Source organism: bacterium, assembly GCA_022616075.1.
Classification (GTDB): domain Bacteria; phylum Acidobacteriota; class HRBIN11; order JAKEFK01; family JAKEFK01; genus JAKEFK01.
On sequence record JAKEFK010000035.1, the window covers coordinates 15,507 to 33,930 of the forward strand.

Here is an 18,424-nt window from a genome sequence, read left to right on the forward strand (position 1 = left end):
TTGGTGAAATATATACTTTAGATATGAAGACCGATTCCTGCGATTACATTGTGGTAGGTTCCGGGATAGCCGGATTACGCGGCGCGCTGGAGCTTGCTCAGAAGGGTTCCGTGAAAGTTTTTTGCAAAGGGGATCCCTGGCAAAGCAACACCCGTTTCGCGCAAGGTGGCATTGCAGCGGCCATGCAAGAAGGAGACACGGTTGAGTTCCACTATCAGGATACGATCCACGCAGGGGATGGGCTTTGTTATGAGCCGGCCGTCCGGGTTCTTGTAGAAGAAGGTCCCATTAGAATTAATGAATTAGTAGCCTGGGGTGCGCGTTTTGACCAGCAGGGAGGGCGCTTTATTTTCGGACGCGAAGGAGCGCATTCGCACAACCGGATTCTGCACGCAGGTGACGCCACCGGAAAAGAAATTGTCCGCGCTCTTCTGAACTGGGCGCAGCAAACTCCGGGCATTCAGATCAGTTGCGACCGCCCTGCGCTGGACCTCATCCTTCAGGAGGGCCGCTGCGTAGGAATTTACGCGCTCGATGAAAGGAGCGGCGAGCGAACGGCCGCGATGGCACGATCCGTTTTGTTGACAACCGGCGGCGCCGGGCAGATCTTCAGTCACACGACAAATCCTCCTGTTGCCACCGGCGATGGCATTGCTCTTGCTCACCGGGCCGGAGCAGACATGATGGACCTTGAGTTTTACCAGTTCCATCCAACTGCGTTCCACCGGCAATCCGCGCCGCGCTTTCTCTTGACCGAAGCTTTGCGCGGCGAAGGTGCAGTGCTCAAGAACGTTGAGGGGAAGGCGTTCATGAACCAGTATCATCCTCTGCGAGATTTAGCCCCCCGAGATATTGTCAGCCGCGCAATCGTTAGCGAGCTGAAAAAGACAAACAGTTCCTGGGTGTATCTGGATGCGACCTCGATCGGTCGCCAGAAATTGAGAGATCGTTTTCCCAATATCCACGAGTTCTTGCAAAACTATGAACTGGATCTTTCAGTGGATCTGATTCCTGTGAGTCCCAGCGCGCATTACTGGATGGGAGGCGTGCGCACCAATTTGAATTGTGAAACTTCCATACCGGGTCTCTTTGCAGCCGGCGAAGTTGCCTGCAATGGAGTGCATGGCGCGAATCGCCTCGCAAGCAATTCCCTGCTGGAAGGACTCGTCTTCGGCGCCCGCGCCGCAAAATCCATGGAGGGGCATCTACCTGGTTCCCTCCCCCTTGACCGGGAAGATGCGCGTGCAGATCTCCTCCCCCTTATAAAGGGGGAGGCAAAGAGTGGGTTGTCCGAACTTCGTTCCCTGATCCAAAAACTCAGCTGGGAACACTTCGGCCTTCTAAGGGACGAGACGGGAATTCGCGCCGGCCTGAATGCTTTGCAGGAAATACCATCCTTCACCCCGCGCAACCTCGAAGAACTCGAATTGCTAAATTTGCTGGATTGCTCTAAATTAATGGGTTCCTTTGCCCTGCAGCGCCAGGAAAGCCGCGGCTCCCATTTCCGTCTGGATTTTCCTTCTTCCAATCGACAGCTGGATGGCCATCATACGGTGCTTCGCAAAGGCAAATTGGAACTTACTAAGATATTAGAAGAGTGAGATCTTATGCTTGAATCAATTCGTTCGCGAAAAGTTTTCGTACAGATCGTTCTGGGTTTTGTGATTTTGGTTTTTATCGCCTTTTATGCCGGCGATTTTGCATCCGTGGGAAATGATCCGAATCGTCACATCGCTGCTATTGGATCGGAACAGGTGAGCCTGATCGAATATCAAAACATGCTGTCTCTCATGGAAGAACAGCAGAAACGGTATTTTCAGCAAACTGAGATGACTCCGCAAATGCGCACCTTTTTAAGAAAACAGGCGGTGGACACACTTGTGGACCGGAAACTTCTTCTAATGGAAGCAAAAAAGGCCGGCGTCAAAGCGTCCGAAGAAGAGGTTCGCAGGAAGATTCTTTCTTCTCCGTACTTCACCGAAAACGGAAACTTCGTGGGAATGGAACAGTATCGCGGCAGAGTGAATGCAATTTTTCATATGGATGTCCCCAGCTTTGAAAGCATGATTGCGGAAGACATCGTGGTTTCCAAATTTGACGATCTGCTTACTGCCGGAATCCTGGTCAGTGACCAGGAACTGGAAGAGCAGTATCGCAAATCGAGCCTCACCGCAACGATCGATTTCGTGAAATTCAGTTCGGAAGGGAACGATGTTCAGGTCACTCCGGAAGAGGCGAAGGCCTACTACGATGGGCACAAAAAAGAATTTGAGACAGGCGAGCTGCGAAAGATTCAATATCTCTGGCTCTCCCATTCCTCCGATAAGAATCGGGTGCAGGTTACTGATCAGGAATTGAAACAATTCTATGATAAAAACGCGGAGCGTTTTTCTCGCCCCGAACAGGTGCGGGCCAGACACATACTTCTGAAGACGGAAGGAAAGAAGGAAGAGGAGATCAAGAAACTGGCGGAAGACCTCGTGAAACAGCTTCGAGCCGGCGGTGATTTTGCGGCTCTGGCAAAGCAATATTCCGACGATACGGGCTCAAAAGAGCGGGGCGGGGAACTTGGTTCCTTTGGTCGTGGCCGTATGGTTCCCGAATTTGACAAGTATGCATTTTCACAGGAGCCTGGAAAAATAGGGGATCCGGTCAAATCACAATTCGGTTATCACATCATTCAGGTAATGGAAAAACAGCCGGCAACGAAATTTGAGTTTGCGCTGGTAAAGGAACAGATTTATCGCGAACTGTCTCAACCGAAAGCGATTCAGAATGCCAGAGATCAGGCAACAAAAATTCACGAAGAGGTCACAAAGAACAAAAAATCATTTTCCGATATTGCAAAGATTCAGCTGGTGGAGCTGAAAACCACGGATTATTTTTCGAAGGATCAGGAACTCGCCGGACTCAGTCCCTCCTTTCGTGAATCCGCTTTTGCATTGAAGAAAGAGGAAACGAGCGAGCCGGTCGCCGTCTTCCAGGACTTTGCGGTCCTGCAGCTGGTCGATACAAAACCATCGCGACAGGAACCGTTTGAAAAAGTGCAAGCGAAGGCGACCGATAAAGTGCGCGAACAGAAACTTGCGCAAGTCTCCCAGGAAAAAGCCCAAGCGTTTTACGCATCTCTTGCGGGTTCTACGGACCTGAAAGCCGCAGCGGAAAAGGAAAAGCTGGAAGTAAAAACGAGCGAGCCTTTTACGCAGGAAGGCTACATTGGCGATCTTGGAAACGCGAAGGAAGTCAGCGAGAAAGCGTTCGCGATGAACACCGGGCAGATCAGTCCTCCTGTAAAAGCGGAAGATGGTTATGTCGTTTTTCAGCTCAAGGACAAGAAAACTTACGATCCTGCGGAGTTTGCGAAGCAAAAAGATAACCTCCGCCAGCAACTGATCTCACAGAAAGAGAATTCTTTTGTTCGCGCCTACCGCGATATGCTCCGCAAAAAATACGAGAAGGAAATCTGGATCAACACAGACGTAGTCGCGCCGAAGGAAACTTAATCCTCAGGAAGAACCGAGGCGGTCGTAAACCAGTATTTTGACCTTATCCTCAATCGGAGGATCGCTGGTATAGAAAAATGCAAATGCATAACCGCGAACGTCCGTTGGGACTTGCAATCGAAACGCTCGCCATCCGTTTCCGAGAGGAATGCCGTAGATATCAAACAATTGTTTTTTGACCTGATTGCTAAGCCAGTGCACGCGGACGTGGCTTGCACTTTGGCTTTGGAACATTAAAAAGCGCTGCTCCGAGCGGGGTAACTTGTCCGAACTCATGAAGCATTGAATTGCTTTTCGTTTCCCAACCGTGAACCTCAATAATTTTCCTCTCTGCTCTGTTTCCAGCGCATCTCCCGGAACGATGTAAATCTGATTGGCTCTCACTTCTGAAGCCACAAGATTCAATCTTCTTGTTTCTTCCAACCAGGCTTGATTCAGTCGTGCAACAATCTCCGGGCCGGCCCCTTTTTTATAAGGACCAAGGCGTAGAGTCTCCAGTACAGCAGCGCGACGGCGAGTTTCGGTGGGATTCGCGGGACTAAACATTTTGATGTCGCCATCGGTTGCCAGCCGGTAGTCGTACAATGCGCTCTGACCAATGTGGAAACGGTGGGTCCATTCATTCAACCGTGCGTATCTTCCTGCGGATGTGTTCACATAACCCCAAAACAGCACTGCTACGAAAATTGCGAGCGAAAGTCGGATGCGCTGAGGTCGCCAGTTACGTTGTTTTGCCAGAACTTCCAGGCATACAACCGCATCCACCAGCGTCCCTGTCCAGAACAGGAGAGCAAAAATCGAATACCGGCTGACAAGCGCGTGGTATTCAACCCTGTACTGCACTCTTCCCACCGCGGTGGCGATGATGCTCATCAAGCCGTAACCGGCGAGCTGCATCCATGGCAAAAGTTTGATGACCCAGTTCGAAGAGCGACGCCAAAGAAAGATGGTTGAGCTACAGAAAATGACTCCGCCAAGCGCGCCGTACACGATCGATGCATTGAGACCTCCAAAAGGTCCGAAGGCGCCGAAAGTGGATCCAAGACTTGCCAGAATGAATTGGATGAAAGCAAGCGGTTTTTCGATGAACGTAAATAATTCAGTATCCTCCGTTTTAAAATGATAAAAGTAAAAACCGAGCGTGACCGTTCCGGTTATTGTCCAGAAAAAGAGTTTGGCGAGTCTCCAGATATTTCGCTCAATGAGCAAGACTAATAACCCGAGAGCCCACAGAAATTGTCCGCTGGCGATCGAATAGGTCGTTACGAAAGCCGCCAATGCTGCCACCAGAACGCCAATCCAGCGCCCCTTCCATCGCGCCAGGGCCCAGATCGACAGGATCGTGAAAAACTCTGCAAGGAACCATTGAAGTTGCCAACCCCAAATAAAATTCTCGCCTTGCGCGAGCGAAAAAAGTAAAAAGCCGTTTACAACAACGAAAGGTTTGATCCAGCGCTTCATGTCGTCGACCAGCGTGATGCGCAGCAGGTCCCATAAGACGACGAAACTGAGTGCGATACATATCCAGCTTGCAAACAATTCATAGAACGTGTTCCAGTCACTCAAGTTGATTAATCCAAGTTTTAGCAGTCTTGGAAAAAGCATCCGGTGTTCGTTGTGCTGGGCCATCAGTGCGTTCAGTGTCAGCCGGCCTTGTTGAATCAATTCCAGAATGCGTACAAATGCCCAATCATCCCAATACGGCACGTCTACTCCAAATCGAAGGATGATAATGATCACCAACAACGGCGGGATGACAATGGCCAAACCAAAAAGAATTGACGTGAGGATCCTGCGATTCGTTAATGTCATCCGATTGTTTTTGATTTGAAGGATCCTGAATTGGGCGTTTCCATGATGTTCAAATTAGTTGACTTAGTCAACTATTTTTGGGCGCAACGATTTTGTTAAAATGATTCCAATGAAATTCACTTTGTTGGCCATATTCCTCCTGTCATCATTTTTCACCATGGTGGAAGGCATGGCATTCGAAGAACGCATCTTCCTTGGTGATTTGATTCGATCGGAAGAGGGCGTCTTTATTCAACTGGATCTTTCACCGGTCAGAAGGAGCAGGAAGATTGCGGATGAGGATCTCGCCAAACTCTTCACGAAAATTAGCGGAAAAGAACGATTCCAGGATGACATCACGATCGACTTACCGCGGGAATCGCTGACACAGATGCTTCCTCCAGAAATATTGGAAGGTTCCTTAAAACTGACGGTTGTTCTGGGGTCTGAGGTCTTTACTGCGCCGGCCGGGAACTTCATTTTGCAAAACAGTGTGGGAACCTTTCCCGAATGGTCTTTAGGACTGCGACTTGAAGTTCCTGATGCTGTGAAAATTCCCGAATCAACAGAGCATATTTTCGTGATTGCTTCGTTAGAAGCAGAATTACCGGAGCCTGTCATTTATCAACAGTCTGATTTCTCAGATTCCGCCATCATCGAACAGCTTGATCGTCATGTTTCCAAGGGCAGAATCATGGAGACCCGGAGATTCAAAGAGATGGCTATTAAAAGAAAGGATCTCACAGAACAGGATGTTTATTACCTGGAAACATTCGAAAAATTCCTCAAACAATCGGAAGAGGGAAAATTTTCATACTTTCTCAATCAGGATAACAAAGATTGTTTGTATGCATCGTATACAAGCGGGGAAGTTGCCGGCTATTCAGCGCTTTACAAATACTGCCTCTCCAACAAGAAAGTTCAGATTATCTCCCCCATGGAATTCACTGACGTTTCCATTCTCGGTTCCTCCGGAGAAATCATTGAGCTCGATATCGACAAAGATGCGGTGAACGAAATATTTTTCCGCGTCACATACTACGAAGGCGGACGGACCGTCGGTTATCGAAAGGATCCAAACTCCCCAAAGTTCCTCCGGTTCCTGCAAACCGATTACACCGGCGTCTGAAGTTTCTATTTGTGCGATGCTCGAATTTCCCCTCCTTATGAAGGAGGGGATTAAGGGGAGGTTGGGAAACGACTGCCAATAATCCGTCTGAAAGAAATTTGCACTAAATCTGCATTCCATCTAAAATCTAACATCTGAAATCTGCCTGGGGCTGTGGCGCAGTTGGGAGCGCGTCTGAATGGCATTCAGAAGGTCACGGGTTCGAATCCCGTCAGCTCCACTTTAATTCCGCGACCGCCTCTGCAAAGGTCGTATTTTCATTTTGAACAGAAGGCCGCAAAGGCCACAAAGATTTTGTCTTTTTTCCCTTTGCGTTCTTTGCGTGCTTCTGTTCAAATAGCCTAAAAAAGCTATATGAAGGCCTAACCCTCGGCTTTGGCTTCGATGCTGGTTCGCCGGAAAACACGGGAGATCATGCTGAAAGGAAAAAATTGCTGTGTCAGAAATCGGGAAGGATATCGCTCGATGCCCTGGAACCCGAGAACCTGGGGAACGCGGCCTTCGGGCATATAAGCAGTTCCAAAAATCCAGTCCCACAAGCTGAGCATGATTCCAAAGTTTTTGTTGATTGCCTTTGGGTCATCCGCAGCATGGTGCCAGATATGAAACCGTGGATTATTTACCACGTAGCCAAGCCATTTGATATCAAAATCGATATTCGAATGATTGAAATGCCCGATCGTGATCTCAAAAAGCGCAATAAAATAAAACAGTTTGGGATTGAATCCAAGAAAGCTGAGAGGAATAAATAGCAGCGAGTTGTAAACGACTACCTCCAGCCAGTGGTAACGCATGTTTCCGATCCAATCCATGATCTGAACGCTGTGATGCACCTTGTGAAATTGCCAGAGAAAGGGAACGCGGTGCAAGATATTATGAACACAATATTTCATGAAATCCTGAGAAAGGAAGAGAACCGGAAATTGAATCCACAAAGGCTGTCCTTTCATAACGGCGCTTTTCAGAGTGTCCCAGATCCCCAAAGCCTCCATGGTATTTGCAAAACGCACGGCCACATATACGGATGCTCCAGAATAAAATAGCCGGCGGAAAAAATACCCATTGAAAGTGATGTGGGCCAGATCGGTAAGGAATCCTTTGCGAAATAGCGCCTGCTCCTTGCGCCATGGGCGAAGACGTTCCAGAGCCACAAAAGCTAATGAGATAGCAATGAACGACGCCGTTCCTTTATCGAGATGCAGTGAAGCAAGAAACTCGTTCATATTGAGACTTCCTAATTCTATCACCCTGGCTTTCTCATTCAGTTTCCGCTCAGGTTAAGGAGCCAGATATCCGCCTGAGTTGTGTCGATAGGAAGATACAAGAAGTTCTCATCTGGAGAAATTGTAAAGGCTCCTATGATCTGTTGGGATGGAGTGAAGCGGACTTCATGAGGTTCTTTTGACTGGTAATCGACCGAATAAATTTTGTCCTTAGAAAAAAACAGAATGGTGCGGTTATCTTTTAGCCAGATCGGCCACTCCCCTGAAATTGGTAAGAGAATCAAGTTTTCCGGTCGCAAAAGAGTACACCATTATGCCGACATGATCACCATTTTCAAGATGACGAATCCCGGCAACTTGTTTGCCATCGGGCGACCAGGACCAGGCTTCAAAGGTTTGACTGGCATCGGGAAGTGATGGCAGCCGTTCGATTTGGTTCGTATGCGGTTGAAAGATAAAGGTGCCATTTGGTGCGTGATGAGAGAACGTTATTCTCATACCGTCGGGTGACCATACTGGATAATGTGCGCCGGGATAATGCGTTAGTTGCTTGAGTCCGCTACCATCCGGATGAATCGTCCAAATCTCGTACTTACCGCTTCGGTTTGAAAAAAAAGCAATCGATTTCCCATCGGGATACCAGCGCGGCGCGCGATCCTTATAAGCGTCATCAGTTAACTGGCGAGTCCCTGTTCCATCCGGATGAGCTATGAAAAGATCTTCCTGCTTTCCTTCAGAAACAAAAGCAATCCAACTGTTATCGGGAGAAGCATCCGGAAATGCAACGAGCTTAGAGCCCTGCGTCACCCAGCTGGGTTCCCCCTGAGAGGTTTTTTTAAGAGCATCAAAACCGATTCTCAAAATATTTTTTGTTTCCACACGTGCAACATAAGCGATGTGACGCCCATCTTGAGAAAGACTGAGATGCTCGCTCTCTGCTGCAACTCCCGTCGTGACCGGCTGAGGTTGACCAAGGGCTTTTCCCGATTTCTCATCAACTGGAATCTTCCAAATATTCATACTTCCACCACGATCGCTGCAAAAATAAATGAAATTTCCATCCGGCGACCAAACCGGATTCCAATCAACAGCAGCATCATTGGTAAGAGAAACCGGCTGACCACCGTTGAAAGAAATTGTAAAAATGTCGGCTTGACTGCTTTCTTTTGCCTGAGCCCAGAAAGCGATTCTGTCGCCATGCGGTGAGCAGTTCGGCTGAACTGCATCTCCTTTGAAGAGGAGTCGTTTCTTTTGGGTCGCGATGCCGATGCCCCATAACTCACTTGTTGTGGGTCGTCTTGTTGAAAGAGAAATATTTAATGTGGCAAAAATAATTTCCTTGCCATCCGAAGACCAGGCGGGATTGTAACCAGAATCGGTTAACCGCAACACTGATTCCCCGGTCGAACCCATCAGGAATAAACCACCCCCTTCGCGTTCCGATCGAAACACGATCCTTTCACCATCGGGTGAAAAAGCAGGTTGCGTATCATCAAATTCGCTATCCTTGGTCAGATTGATCGGGTTCTTGCCGCCAATCCTCTGCAAATAAATGTCCCAATTTTGCAGAGCTCTACTCGCGAACACAATGTTTTTTGCATCCGGAGAAATGCTTGGGAATAATTCCTGAGCAGGTTGATCGGTAAGCTGCTGAAAACTCGCCGTGGTTAGATTTTGGTTTTGCACTTTACTTCGCTGAAGAATCAAAAATGTGGCCATCCCGGCGAAAAGAACGAAAGCAAACACCGCAGAGGAAATGATAATAGGTTTCCAGGCGAAGCGACCAGCGATCGGGGCTGATTTTACCGTTTTGCCAGATTTGAATTCTTCTGCTATTTCTTCGAGTTCATTTCGAATATCTACGGTGCTCTGGTAGCGTTTATCAGGATCTTTTTGCAGACAGCGTTTTACGAGCTTGCTAATCTGAGGCGGCACCGCCGCGTTTAGATCGCCAACCGAACGGGGGACGTCACGGAGGATCGATGAAATCAACGAAGCGGGTGAAGCTCCCTGAAAAGGTAACTGACCCGTCAGCATCCGATAGAAAACTATGCCCAGAGAAAAAATGTCGGTGCGATGATCGACCTCTTTGCCTTCCGCTTGTTCCGGTGACATAAAGGCAACTGTTCCGAGAACCATACCTTGCCCGGTAACCGAGCTAGCAGAGAAATCGGATTCAGTCTCTTCAAATTCGCTGGAATTCGATGTTTGCGGTTTTAACTTTGCAAGTCCAAAATCCAGAATTTTTACCCGACTATCCTCATTCGCCATAATGTTGTCAGGTTTCAAATCGCGATGGATAATTCCTTGCCGATGCGCTACGCTGATCGCATCCGTAATCGGAATGGCTAAATCCAGAAACCGTTTCAATGACATCCCATGGGCCGGAATCAAGTTCGATAGGTTTTTCCCCTGAACCAGCTCCATCGTAATGAAGTTGAGCCCCTGAAATTCTTCAACCGAAAACAGAGTAACGATACTCGGATGATTCAACGCGGCTACCGCCCTGGCTTCCCGCTCAAAGCGTTGGAGACGATCGGTATTTGCTGCGAGTTGGGGTGGTAAAACTTTCAGCGCAATCTTTCGCGACAACTTCGTGTCCTGAGCAACGTAAACCTCGCCCATTCCTCCGGCGCCAAGTTTCTCAAGGATCTTGTAGTGACCGATGATTTTGCCGATAAGAGAATCGTCTTTACCAAGCATCAGTAAGAATAGAAAAACCAGAGAGACACTGAGTCACAAAGAATTTTTTTCCCGCGCTGTCCACTGTTTCAATCTTACCAATTAAGCGCTGGTATTTCTATGGGATCTTGCGTCGTGACGTCGGAGCTAAGGGAAGAGAAGAATGTGAAGAAATTGGAATCCGTTTTCTAAGATAGGGTGGTGAATTCCATGATCCTGTGCGTTTTACGGGGTCCACTGAACGACCGGTTCCATGGTCACTTCTGATCGGATGGAGTTTGCAATCAAGCAAGTACGGTGCGCTTCATTCAAGAGATCCTTAGCTTTTCTAATATCTACGATGTGCTCCACAAATATGTGAGGCTCCAAAATAACTTTGCTGAAACTGTACTTGCCTTCCAAAAATTCGAGAACTCCAGTTGCCTGAGAAGTGTATTTCGTCACCATCAAGCCTTGACGTCTCGCTAATGCCAGAAAGGTCATCATTGTGCATGAATCCACTGCCGCTACGAAGAAATGTTCGGGGGTCCATACACCATCTTCCCCTTTGAATTCAGGAGGGCTGGAGACGCGAATTTCTTGTTTGCCAGGAGAACTCAGGATTCCAGCTCGCTGTCCAATATCCCCTAAGTTCGTGGTGTAGATAAAAGTACGATGTCTGGCCTGGGTGCTAATTTGTTCCATCTTTTTTCTCCTTTCTTTAGTGTTCCTACGCAAGTTTCAAGCCAGGCAGAACTTGGGAGGAATCAAGGCTGTGAGAGACAAAATGTCTGTGAGTTGGTCAAAGATTGACAAGTCGTCAGATAGTGATTGGTTCCCACACTGGAAATGGCATTCAGAACGTCACGGGCTCGAATCCCGTCAGCTCCACTTTTAGAGCTTTTCTTCTGCCGCTTTCCATAAACCACGGCCGCTCTGGGACCATCTAAACAGAGCGTCACAGGCAAATTTAAACCAAACCTCTTTCTCCACTCCGGTTTCTACGCTGATCCGGTACCAGTCCGAAGCATCTTCGTAGCGATTTTGGCCGTGAGCCTTCACAGCAATGGCGTAACTTACCGCAGCTTTTTTTGATGGGTCTGTTGCAAGATCCAAACTCTCGTTTTCACTAATGATACCCATCAGGTACTGCCCCATTTTGTGGTGAAAATCCGTATCCGTTCGAGTGTAGTATTGCAGCAACTCCTTCTTATGGGGATCATTCCCATTTTTTCTGGCGCAGGCAATCGCGCGCATGAGCCAGACGATTTCATCGTTATCCGCAGTGGGTTGCTGAATAAAGTCCCAAAGAAGGGCGAATTCCTGATCCTGAATAGCATTCAGGCAAAAGCGGTTTCGATCGTTTGAAGGAACTCTCGCCTTGAGCCATTCCAACCCCGCTTTTTGATCCTTGATTTTTATTTGCTGTCGATAACAGTCAAGAAGCGAACGCTCGTCGGCTGCACCATGCTGATAAACATAATCTTGAACGGTGAACGCCAGAACAAAATTGCCTTTCTTTTCAATTGTGTGGTCCAGGCAGGTCAGGTTCGTGGGCTGAATCCCAGCTTCGATCAGAGCGGAAAGGGCAGCAATGGCAGCTTCCGAATTCCCATTGGCAAAAACCTCTCCAAACTCTGGCGCCAAACTGTAACACCAATCATTGTAACTCGTAGGATATTTGTAAGACTTAAGGACTTGAGCCGCTTCCCTGTAATGTGCGTTGCGCCACGAAATCTTTGCTGCAGCAATTCTGGTCCAAAACGAGGAAGGATAACGTTCTAATGCGGCATCCTGGATTTCTTTCGACTCCTTTTTGCGTTTTAGATGATCCAGTAATCGGCAGCCTCCATTAATGCACCGCCCTGCCAGCTGGAAACGACAGGTTCGATTGTACTCCAACCTTTTTGGTACTGGCCCATCCTACCGTAAACACGAGCAAGAAGTGTGCGTGCTTGAATGGCATCAAATCCAGAAGATGTGTCCTCGTAGTGCTTAAGCCAGTCTTCAATTGTGGTACAGGCTTCGTTAAGAGCGTCTGCATCGCTTAAGAAGTCTGCATATTGATTTCTTAGATTCCAACTCTCAGGGTCAAGCCGAATTGCGTTTTCAAAAGCTTTCTGAACCACATCACGATTTTGGAAGTCCCGTTTTAGATAAAACAAGGCAATGCTGCGCGAAGAAAAGTCTTTCTTGGTTGACATTAGAGCCTTCAAAACCAAATCATCATTTCCAATGAAATGCGCACACCTCATTGTCTCTACGGATTCTTCTACTGACACTCGAACAACACTCTTGCACAATGTTTCCGCCAGTTTCAGATCGCCTAGCCTCTGATAAGCAACATCTTGCAGAAACATTCTGTGAGATATCCGGCTGTCGAACCTGGATACGCACTCTCTTGTCACAAGAGAAAAATCACGATGCCAAACCGAAAGACGATCCATCAACAGTGCGAACCATCGCATCAGTGGAGGTGCACCCAGCTCTGATAGTTTCCAGAAGTTAGCAACAATTGCTCTTTCATTCGATTTCCCTTGATCTGATTCCGCCAATTTTGTGTACCAGAGGTGAAATTGTTCCTCGATTGGAGAAGCGCTATTTCCCAGTTGTCTGCTGAATTCTGATACAGCCTCTTTGGATGCAAGTGAGTCCAGATAGTGCCGGCCGACTATATCTAAAGAGGAATAAAAAAAAGCCCGGAAGAAAGCCGTAGAAATTTCGGCATCCCAGAAAGGTCCTGATTGAGCTTTCGCATATTCGCTAAGTTCCGTTTCGAATTTGCGGGTTGAGTCCGCTTGTCTGAGTGAGGAAAGCTCTTTCGATGTAACTTTATTTTTTGTGATCTGAAGAAAGACAAGTGGTTGGATGTAGTGCGACAGACCGGCCATTTCAAATTGGCGAACATCCAGACCAGTTTTGAGCAGACTTAAAGCGCTGTCCCGGTTCTTAAAAAGTGTAGTTGACAACTTGTTCCATGCACCCGAATCCCGCTTGAGGGAGATGCGCATCATGCTAAGGTATCGCGTTTGGTCAGTGGATGCTGGAGTGGATGCAGTCTTCAGCAACTGATCGTCTTTCTGTTCGAAGAATAATCGTACAGGGTCATTCTCCGGCAACTTTAGAGCGAGTTCATTCGCGTGTTTTGAATATCCCATCGAATGTGCAAGAAGACATTCTTCACGAATCATGGGGTCGCCTGATAACTTTTGAGTAAGAACCGTAGCAGCAAGCGCTCTTGCCGAAACAATATCTGCAATCTCGAGCCGGTCCAGACTTTGGAGGGTCAAAGCGGTAAGGGATCGCGAAGCTTCCGAAAGAGTTTGGACATCAAGGGTCTTCCGTTTCCACTTCTGATTTGTGTTTCTTAAAGATTCTATTGCTTGGGGCACCAGAAAAGCCGCTTGAGGCTTCGGAACGGATCGAGCTTCTGTGTGCTCGTATTTTGCGACTAATGCTTCGGCCTGTTTCTGAAGAATTTTTAGCAAATCCTTAAAATCAGGAAATTCCGGAATCTCGGCGACCTTCTTATCGTCATAAAGGATCTTCCATCGTCCTTGAACAAATCTCGCTTCCGTTGGTTTCTTGTTCTTTCCTGTGATCAGATAATCTATTTCTGCTAGTGCCATTAAGGCTCTTCGATCAGGTTTCAAACGGTAAGCCTTGAGAAATTCTTCTCTCATTTGAGCAGCCGGAACTTGCAATACAGGAGAATCGTAGATTGGATTTCTCATCTGTGCCGTGGAAGGGGCTTCTTTTTTCTTACAGGACGCAAAAAGTATTACCAGGATAAATATGATCGAGAGAAAGCCGCGATGAAGTTTCATGAACAATTTTTTGAAATATTTATATCACAAATTCCTGCACACAACCTTTCGATTTGGACACCAGCGAACGAACTACCCGAGTTCGAATCGATACGGGATTTTATCTGTATCGATTGGCAGGCGCCAGTGATCCGGATCTTCATATTGATACGCTTTGTCTACCAGATTCAGAAGCGCGCTGGTTTCGTTTCGCAAGTTTTGCACCCCATGCCAGACACCCGGAGGAACAATCAGGAGGGCAGGAAGGACCGATCCGAAACAAAATTCGTTAATGAGTCCGAATGTGGTTGAGTTCGAACGCGCATCGTAAAGAACAATTTTCAATAATCCCCAATTCACAAAAAGACGATCGGTCGTAAAACCATGCATATGCCATCCGCTAATTCCATTCGGTTCGAGGCTCCGTTGAAAGACCTGGTCAACATGGTTTTCCTGAAGACCCCAATCACTGCGAAAAACTTCGGTAAGTATTCCTCCGTTCTTCGTTAAGACGTTTCTCACTTCTCTGATCTTGACTCCGTCAATTAACTCTTGAAGCAGATGCCAATCAGAAGTAATGCTTTGCTTATCTCTTTTTGCGCCGGGCAGAAATCCTTTTGAGCTTTCCAGTTCGTCTTTCATGATTATGATCCTCTGTATTCATTCAGGCCTTCTTAGGAAGTCCCTTGATTCTTCTGAGTCTATCGATGAATTCTCCTTTGCGCTGAAGTTTCATTCTGCGTCGATAGGAGCTTGGATCGATTTTTAATAAGCGTTGTGCAACTCTCTCAATTTTATAGAGCAGAGCTTTCAATAGTTTCGAAAAGGATGCTCCGGATAGATAGTCGATGGAATGGATGAGCGCATCATGCTGGCTGAAGAGCAGCTTCAGCAGCTCATTTTCCCGAAGGTTGGGATCGTTTCGAAGCTGCTCGAATACTGTTTTATGGTCTTTTTCTTTTCGTTCAGAATAGCTGCCGGGCTGTTTGCCGGTGATCGCAATCACAGTCAGATAAGGCGCCATTTCAATCTTTTTTCCGCTTTTCCAAACACGAAACAGCCAGTCCTGTGAAGGAATATTGTAGATTTCCTTGTAATAGCGCCATGGGCCAATTTCTTCAAACAACACGCGTTTGAATAGCCAGCTGGATGCCGGAACTAAGAGTCCCGGATGATATGTCTTGTTGCGAAATATTCCATTGAGTTGTCTTTTTCCCCGGGCATCAATTCTGTCGACAAGCGAAAAGACCAGGTCGGAGCCAGTCGACCGCATTGTTTCCCATGATTTTTCCAGATGATCCGGAAACCAGAGATCATCATGATTCAAGAATGCGATGTATTCTCCTGTAGAACGTTTGCATCCTTCGTTATTCGGTCCGGATTGCTCCCCAACATTTTGAGGCAGATTATGAAAATGGATTCTTTGATCAGAGAAAGAGGAAACCATCGTTTCCGTATCGTCTGTGCAAGCATCCCCAATAATCCAGAGCTCCCAATTCTTATAAGATTGATGCGAGACGCTCTCGATTGCCCATTTCAGAACATTGCTTCTGTTATAAGTTGAAATGACGACAGAAATCAAGGGAAACGCGGGATCGGCATCGTTCAGAATCACTGGATGTCCCCTAGTTGTCCTGATTATACACCTGTCGATTTCGACCCCGGGCAAACGACTATCTGATGAACCAACAATTCGGAGGTAAACGGAATGCGATTCATGGTGATTATCAAAGCCGACAAAGATTCGGAGGCGGGAGTTATGCCGGCCGAACCACTTCTGACCGAAATGATGAACTTCAATGAAGAGCTGGTAAAAGCCGGTATTATGCAGGCTGGAGAGGGACTTCATCCCAGTTCGAAAGGCGCGCGTGTGAAATTCTCAGGTAGAAAAACTACTGTTACCGATGGACCTTTCGTTGAGACAAAAGAATTGATCGCCGGTTTCTGGATCTGGGAGCTTCCCTCAATGGCGGACGCGATTGCATGGGTGAAGAGGATTCCCAACCCGCAGAACGTTGATGTGGAGATCGAAATCCGCCAGGTGTTTGACCCGAAGGAATTCGGAGAGGAGTTCACGCCCGAGCTTCAGAAACAGGAAGAACGCCTCCGCAAACAGATGGCCGCGAAAAAGTAACCTCCCTTAAACATGGCAAAAAAAGAGGAGATTAGCGCGAAGTGGTTTGTTAAAAGAATGGAAGCCCATCGTTCGCCGGAGGAGCTGAAGAAGATTCAACGTTATTTCAAGTCCGGCAAGGGTGAGTACGGCGAGGGCGATCAATTCATGGGCGTGCGCATGGCCTCGCCAAAGAGTTTATTGATCTGCCGCCTGATGAGATCGAGAAATTGCTCGAAAGTCCGGTTCATGAAGTCAGGGCCGGGGCGCTCAGCATCATGGACAAACAAGCCCGAAATAAGAAAACACCCGAAAGCCGCAGAAAAGAACTGTTCAATCTTTATTTGAGGCGCATGGATAGAATTAACAACTGGGATCTGGTTGATGTTTGCGCTCCCTATGTGATCGGTGGCTACTTATTCGATAAACCGCGCGATATCCTGTACAAACTTGCGCGTTCTAAAAACATGTGGGAACGCCGCACTGCTATTGTCAGTACCTACTATTTTATTAGACAGAACGATATAACCGATACTTTTAAGATCGCCGAAATGTTGCTGAATGACGATCAGGACTTAATCCACAAGGCCGCTGGAGGCTGGCTGCGCGAAGCAGGCAAGCAAGATCAGCAAAAACTGTTACGCTTTTTAGATAAGCATGCCGCTACTATGCCTCGTACTTTCTTGCGTTATGCAATTGAACGTCTTGATAAAAAACAGCGTGAACATTATTTGAGCGTTCGATAAAGCTATCAACGCGGCCACAGCCAGCCGAATGTGCCCGCGGTCAGCAGGCCGTAGATGAAACCATCAATAACATGCTTCATCGTGGCGCTCCAGGGCTGTCCTTTCCAGATGGAATCCAGAATATGTCCGATTCCATATCCGAGAAAACCAACAGTCCCCGCAATGCGAAATACAGCAAGGTAATCGCTGCCCGAACCTACTGTCCGTCCCGTCACGTAGGCAACGAAAACACCGACCAGGATGCAATAGAGAAACCACCATGTTAAATACTTTCCCATCGCTGGAACTCCGCTGGGAATAATTGTGAGATAACCGACAGGTCCCTTCTTGAACTTCTCAATTGTTTCCGGAGATTTCATATCTTTGGGACCCGTTGTATGAGGAAACGCGTAGAAGCCGGGTTGCACTTCTTGTTTACCGGCGGCTTCGATCATCAAATCTTCGTTCGGTAGTTTTTTGTATTCGCTTCGATGATATTTGAGCAGCATGTGCATGATCGAACTCGCAACGAATACGATTACCGCTGATAGAACAATGGGAAGCCACAATGAAGCAATTGAAACCATGAATTTTCCTCCTGATAGTACTTACACTACACTATTTTCGTGAGGACTTTGATAGCATTCATTGAAAAGAAAAGATGATAGAGATTTCCGAAAAACTGGTTTTGATCATTCTGTATGGCCTCATATCGGGAATCGGTGTTGTTGGGCTTTCTGTCGCGTGGCGGTTACTGTCACGGCGCCGCAAAGGATGGCCGGCGCCTCAACCCGCAGTTTTGATTGCCCTTACGTTCCTGGTGGGTACAGCCCTACTTCGACAGGTTCCGTGGTTTGATCAAGATTGGTGGCTTCTTGGAATCGCCGTGCTTCTCACTGTCTGGCTTTCAGCATCATTTGCATCCGCAACAGGTTGGCTTTATCTGCTATTGCCGTTCAGTATGGCCGGTATTATAACAACTGTACCTGACACAGAAGCCCCGGGATACTTATTTGGAATTCTGGTTCCAACAATGATGTTCGCGTGGCGCTTCCGTTCTGAATCTTCAGGACGTATCGGAGTAGCCACCTTGGCGGGAATAGTTGCCTGGGTGATCTGTTACAGCGGACAAGGACGCCCGGCGTCGATTGTGGTTTCGATAGGATGTCTGGGAATCCTGGCAGCATTACCATTGTTAAACGTGCTGACAAGAATCACTTCTAAGTGGGTGATGCTCATCCTGCACTGTCTTTCCATCGGGACTGTTCTTGTACTTGCCCGAACAACTCCACACATGACTCGGGCAATCCTCGCTGCTTTTGCCGCTCTCGGGATACTGATCTGTGCGGCACTTTTCGTGCCTCAGATTACGAAATCACAAATCCGAAATTCCAAATAATATCCAAAATCACAAAGCTCAATTTTCAAACTAGTTCCTGGTGTGCTGTTTGAAAATTGAAAATTTGGAGTCTG

The 18,424-nt window shown here is 47.5% G+C and carries 14 protein-coding genes, 1 tRNA gene and 1 pseudogene; 7 read left to right on the forward strand and 9 right to left on the reverse strand.

The window, feature by feature from the left end; genetic code table 11:
• The first annotated feature begins 23 nt into the window (after nucleotides 1-23).
• Together nadB and L0156_03010 are read left to right on the forward strand one after the other, a co-directional pair.
• The gene (gene nadB, locus L0156_03005; GenBank protein MCI0601958.1) at nucleotides 24-1,601 is read left to right on the forward strand and encodes an L-aspartate oxidase; all 1,578 of its coding nucleotides are present in this window, start codon (nucleotides 24-26) and stop codon (nucleotides 1,599-1,601) included.
• A gap of 6 nt (nucleotides 1,602-1,607) precedes the next feature.
• Nucleotides 1,608-3,503: a peptidyl-prolyl cis-trans isomerase gene (locus L0156_03010; GenBank protein MCI0601959.1), complete on the forward strand. Its 1,896-nt coding sequence runs from the start codon at nucleotides 1,608-1,610 to the stop codon at nucleotides 3,501-3,503.
• Between the two features lie 3 nt (nucleotides 3,504-3,506).
• Here L0156_03010 and L0156_03015 read toward each other — a convergent pair whose 3' ends face one another.
• The gene (locus L0156_03015) at nucleotides 3,507-5,315 is read right to left on the reverse strand and encodes a hypothetical protein (GenBank protein MCI0601960.1); all 1,809 of its coding nucleotides are present in this window, start codon (nucleotides 5,313-5,315) and stop codon (nucleotides 3,507-3,509) included.
• Between the two features lie 109 nt (nucleotides 5,316-5,424).
• Between L0156_03015 and L0156_03020 the strand changes: the two genes are divergently transcribed.
• Both L0156_03020 and L0156_03025 read left to right on the forward strand, forming a co-directional pair.
• Nucleotides 5,425-6,423, forward strand: coding sequence for a hypothetical protein (locus tag L0156_03020; GenBank protein MCI0601961.1), 999 nt, complete (start codon nucleotides 5,425-5,427; stop codon nucleotides 6,421-6,423).
• Nucleotides 6,424-6,570: 147 nt separating this feature from the next.
• Nucleotides 6,571-6,643 (forward strand) — tRNA-Ala (locus tag L0156_03025).
• Nucleotides 6,644-6,785: 142 nt separating this feature from the next.
• Here the strand turns inward: L0156_03025 and L0156_03030 are convergent.
• The 7 genes from L0156_03030 to L0156_03060 form a co-directional block, all read right to left on the reverse strand.
• A complete protein-coding gene (locus L0156_03030; GenBank protein MCI0601962.1) occupies nucleotides 6,786-7,646 on the reverse strand; it encodes a sterol desaturase family protein in 861 nt (286 codons plus the stop codon).
• Between the two features lie 234 nt (nucleotides 7,647-7,880).
• On the reverse strand, nucleotides 7,881-10,349 hold the full coding sequence (locus L0156_03035) for a protein kinase (protein MCI0601963.1): 2,469 nt from the start codon (nucleotides 10,347-10,349) through the stop codon (nucleotides 7,881-7,883).
• A 204-nt stretch (nucleotides 10,350-10,553) separates the two neighbouring features.
• The gene (locus L0156_03040; GenBank protein MCI0601964.1) at nucleotides 10,554-11,012 is read right to left on the reverse strand and encodes an OsmC family protein; all 459 of its coding nucleotides are present in this window, start codon (nucleotides 11,010-11,012) and stop codon (nucleotides 10,554-10,556) included.
• Between the two features lie 189 nt (nucleotides 11,013-11,201).
• Nucleotides 11,202-11,954, reverse strand: a complete 753-nt coding sequence (locus L0156_03045; GenBank protein ID MCI0601965.1) for a hypothetical protein — start codon at nucleotides 11,952-11,954, stop codon at nucleotides 11,202-11,204.
• Nucleotides 11,955-12,130: 176 nt separating this feature from the next.
• Nucleotides 12,131-14,134 carry a hypothetical protein gene (locus tag L0156_03050; protein ID MCI0601966.1) on the reverse strand — a complete coding sequence of 668 codons (2,004 nt, stop codon included), beginning with the start codon at nucleotides 14,132-14,134 and terminating at the stop codon, nucleotides 12,131-12,133.
• A gap of 72 nt (nucleotides 14,135-14,206) precedes the next feature.
• Entirely contained in the window at nucleotides 14,207-14,755 is a 549-nt protein-coding gene (locus L0156_03055; protein MCI0601967.1) for a dTDP-4-dehydrorhamnose 3,5-epimerase family protein, read from the reverse strand.
• Nucleotides 14,756-14,777: 22 nt separating this feature from the next.
• Nucleotides 14,778-15,728 carry a glycosyltransferase family 2 protein gene (locus tag L0156_03060; GenBank protein MCI0601968.1) on the reverse strand — a complete coding sequence of 317 codons (951 nt, stop codon included), beginning with the start codon at nucleotides 15,726-15,728 and terminating at the stop codon, nucleotides 14,778-14,780.
• Between the two features lie 93 nt (nucleotides 15,729-15,821).
• Between L0156_03060 and L0156_03065 the strand changes: the two genes are divergently transcribed.
• Nucleotides 15,822-16,247, forward strand: coding sequence for a YciI family protein (locus L0156_03065; GenBank protein MCI0601969.1), 426 nt, complete (start codon nucleotides 15,822-15,824; stop codon nucleotides 16,245-16,247).
• Nucleotides 16,248-16,259: 12 nt separating this feature from the next.
• Nucleotides 16,260-16,972 (forward strand): annotated as a pseudogene (locus L0156_03070) (DNA alkylation repair protein).
• Between the two features lie 5 nt (nucleotides 16,973-16,977).
• On the opposite strand, the gene L0156_03075 reads toward L0156_03070, so the two are convergent.
• The gene (locus L0156_03075) at nucleotides 16,978-17,538 is read right to left on the reverse strand and encodes a hypothetical protein (protein MCI0601970.1); all 561 of its coding nucleotides are present in this window, start codon (nucleotides 17,536-17,538) and stop codon (nucleotides 16,978-16,980) included.
• Between the two features lie 74 nt (nucleotides 17,539-17,612).
• Between L0156_03075 and L0156_03080 the strand changes: the two genes are divergently transcribed.
• Complete coding sequence (locus L0156_03080) at nucleotides 17,613-18,350, forward strand: hypothetical protein (protein ID MCI0601971.1); 738 nt, start codon at nucleotides 17,613-17,615, stop codon at nucleotides 18,348-18,350.
• Nucleotides 18,351-18,424: the final 74 nt, after the last annotated feature.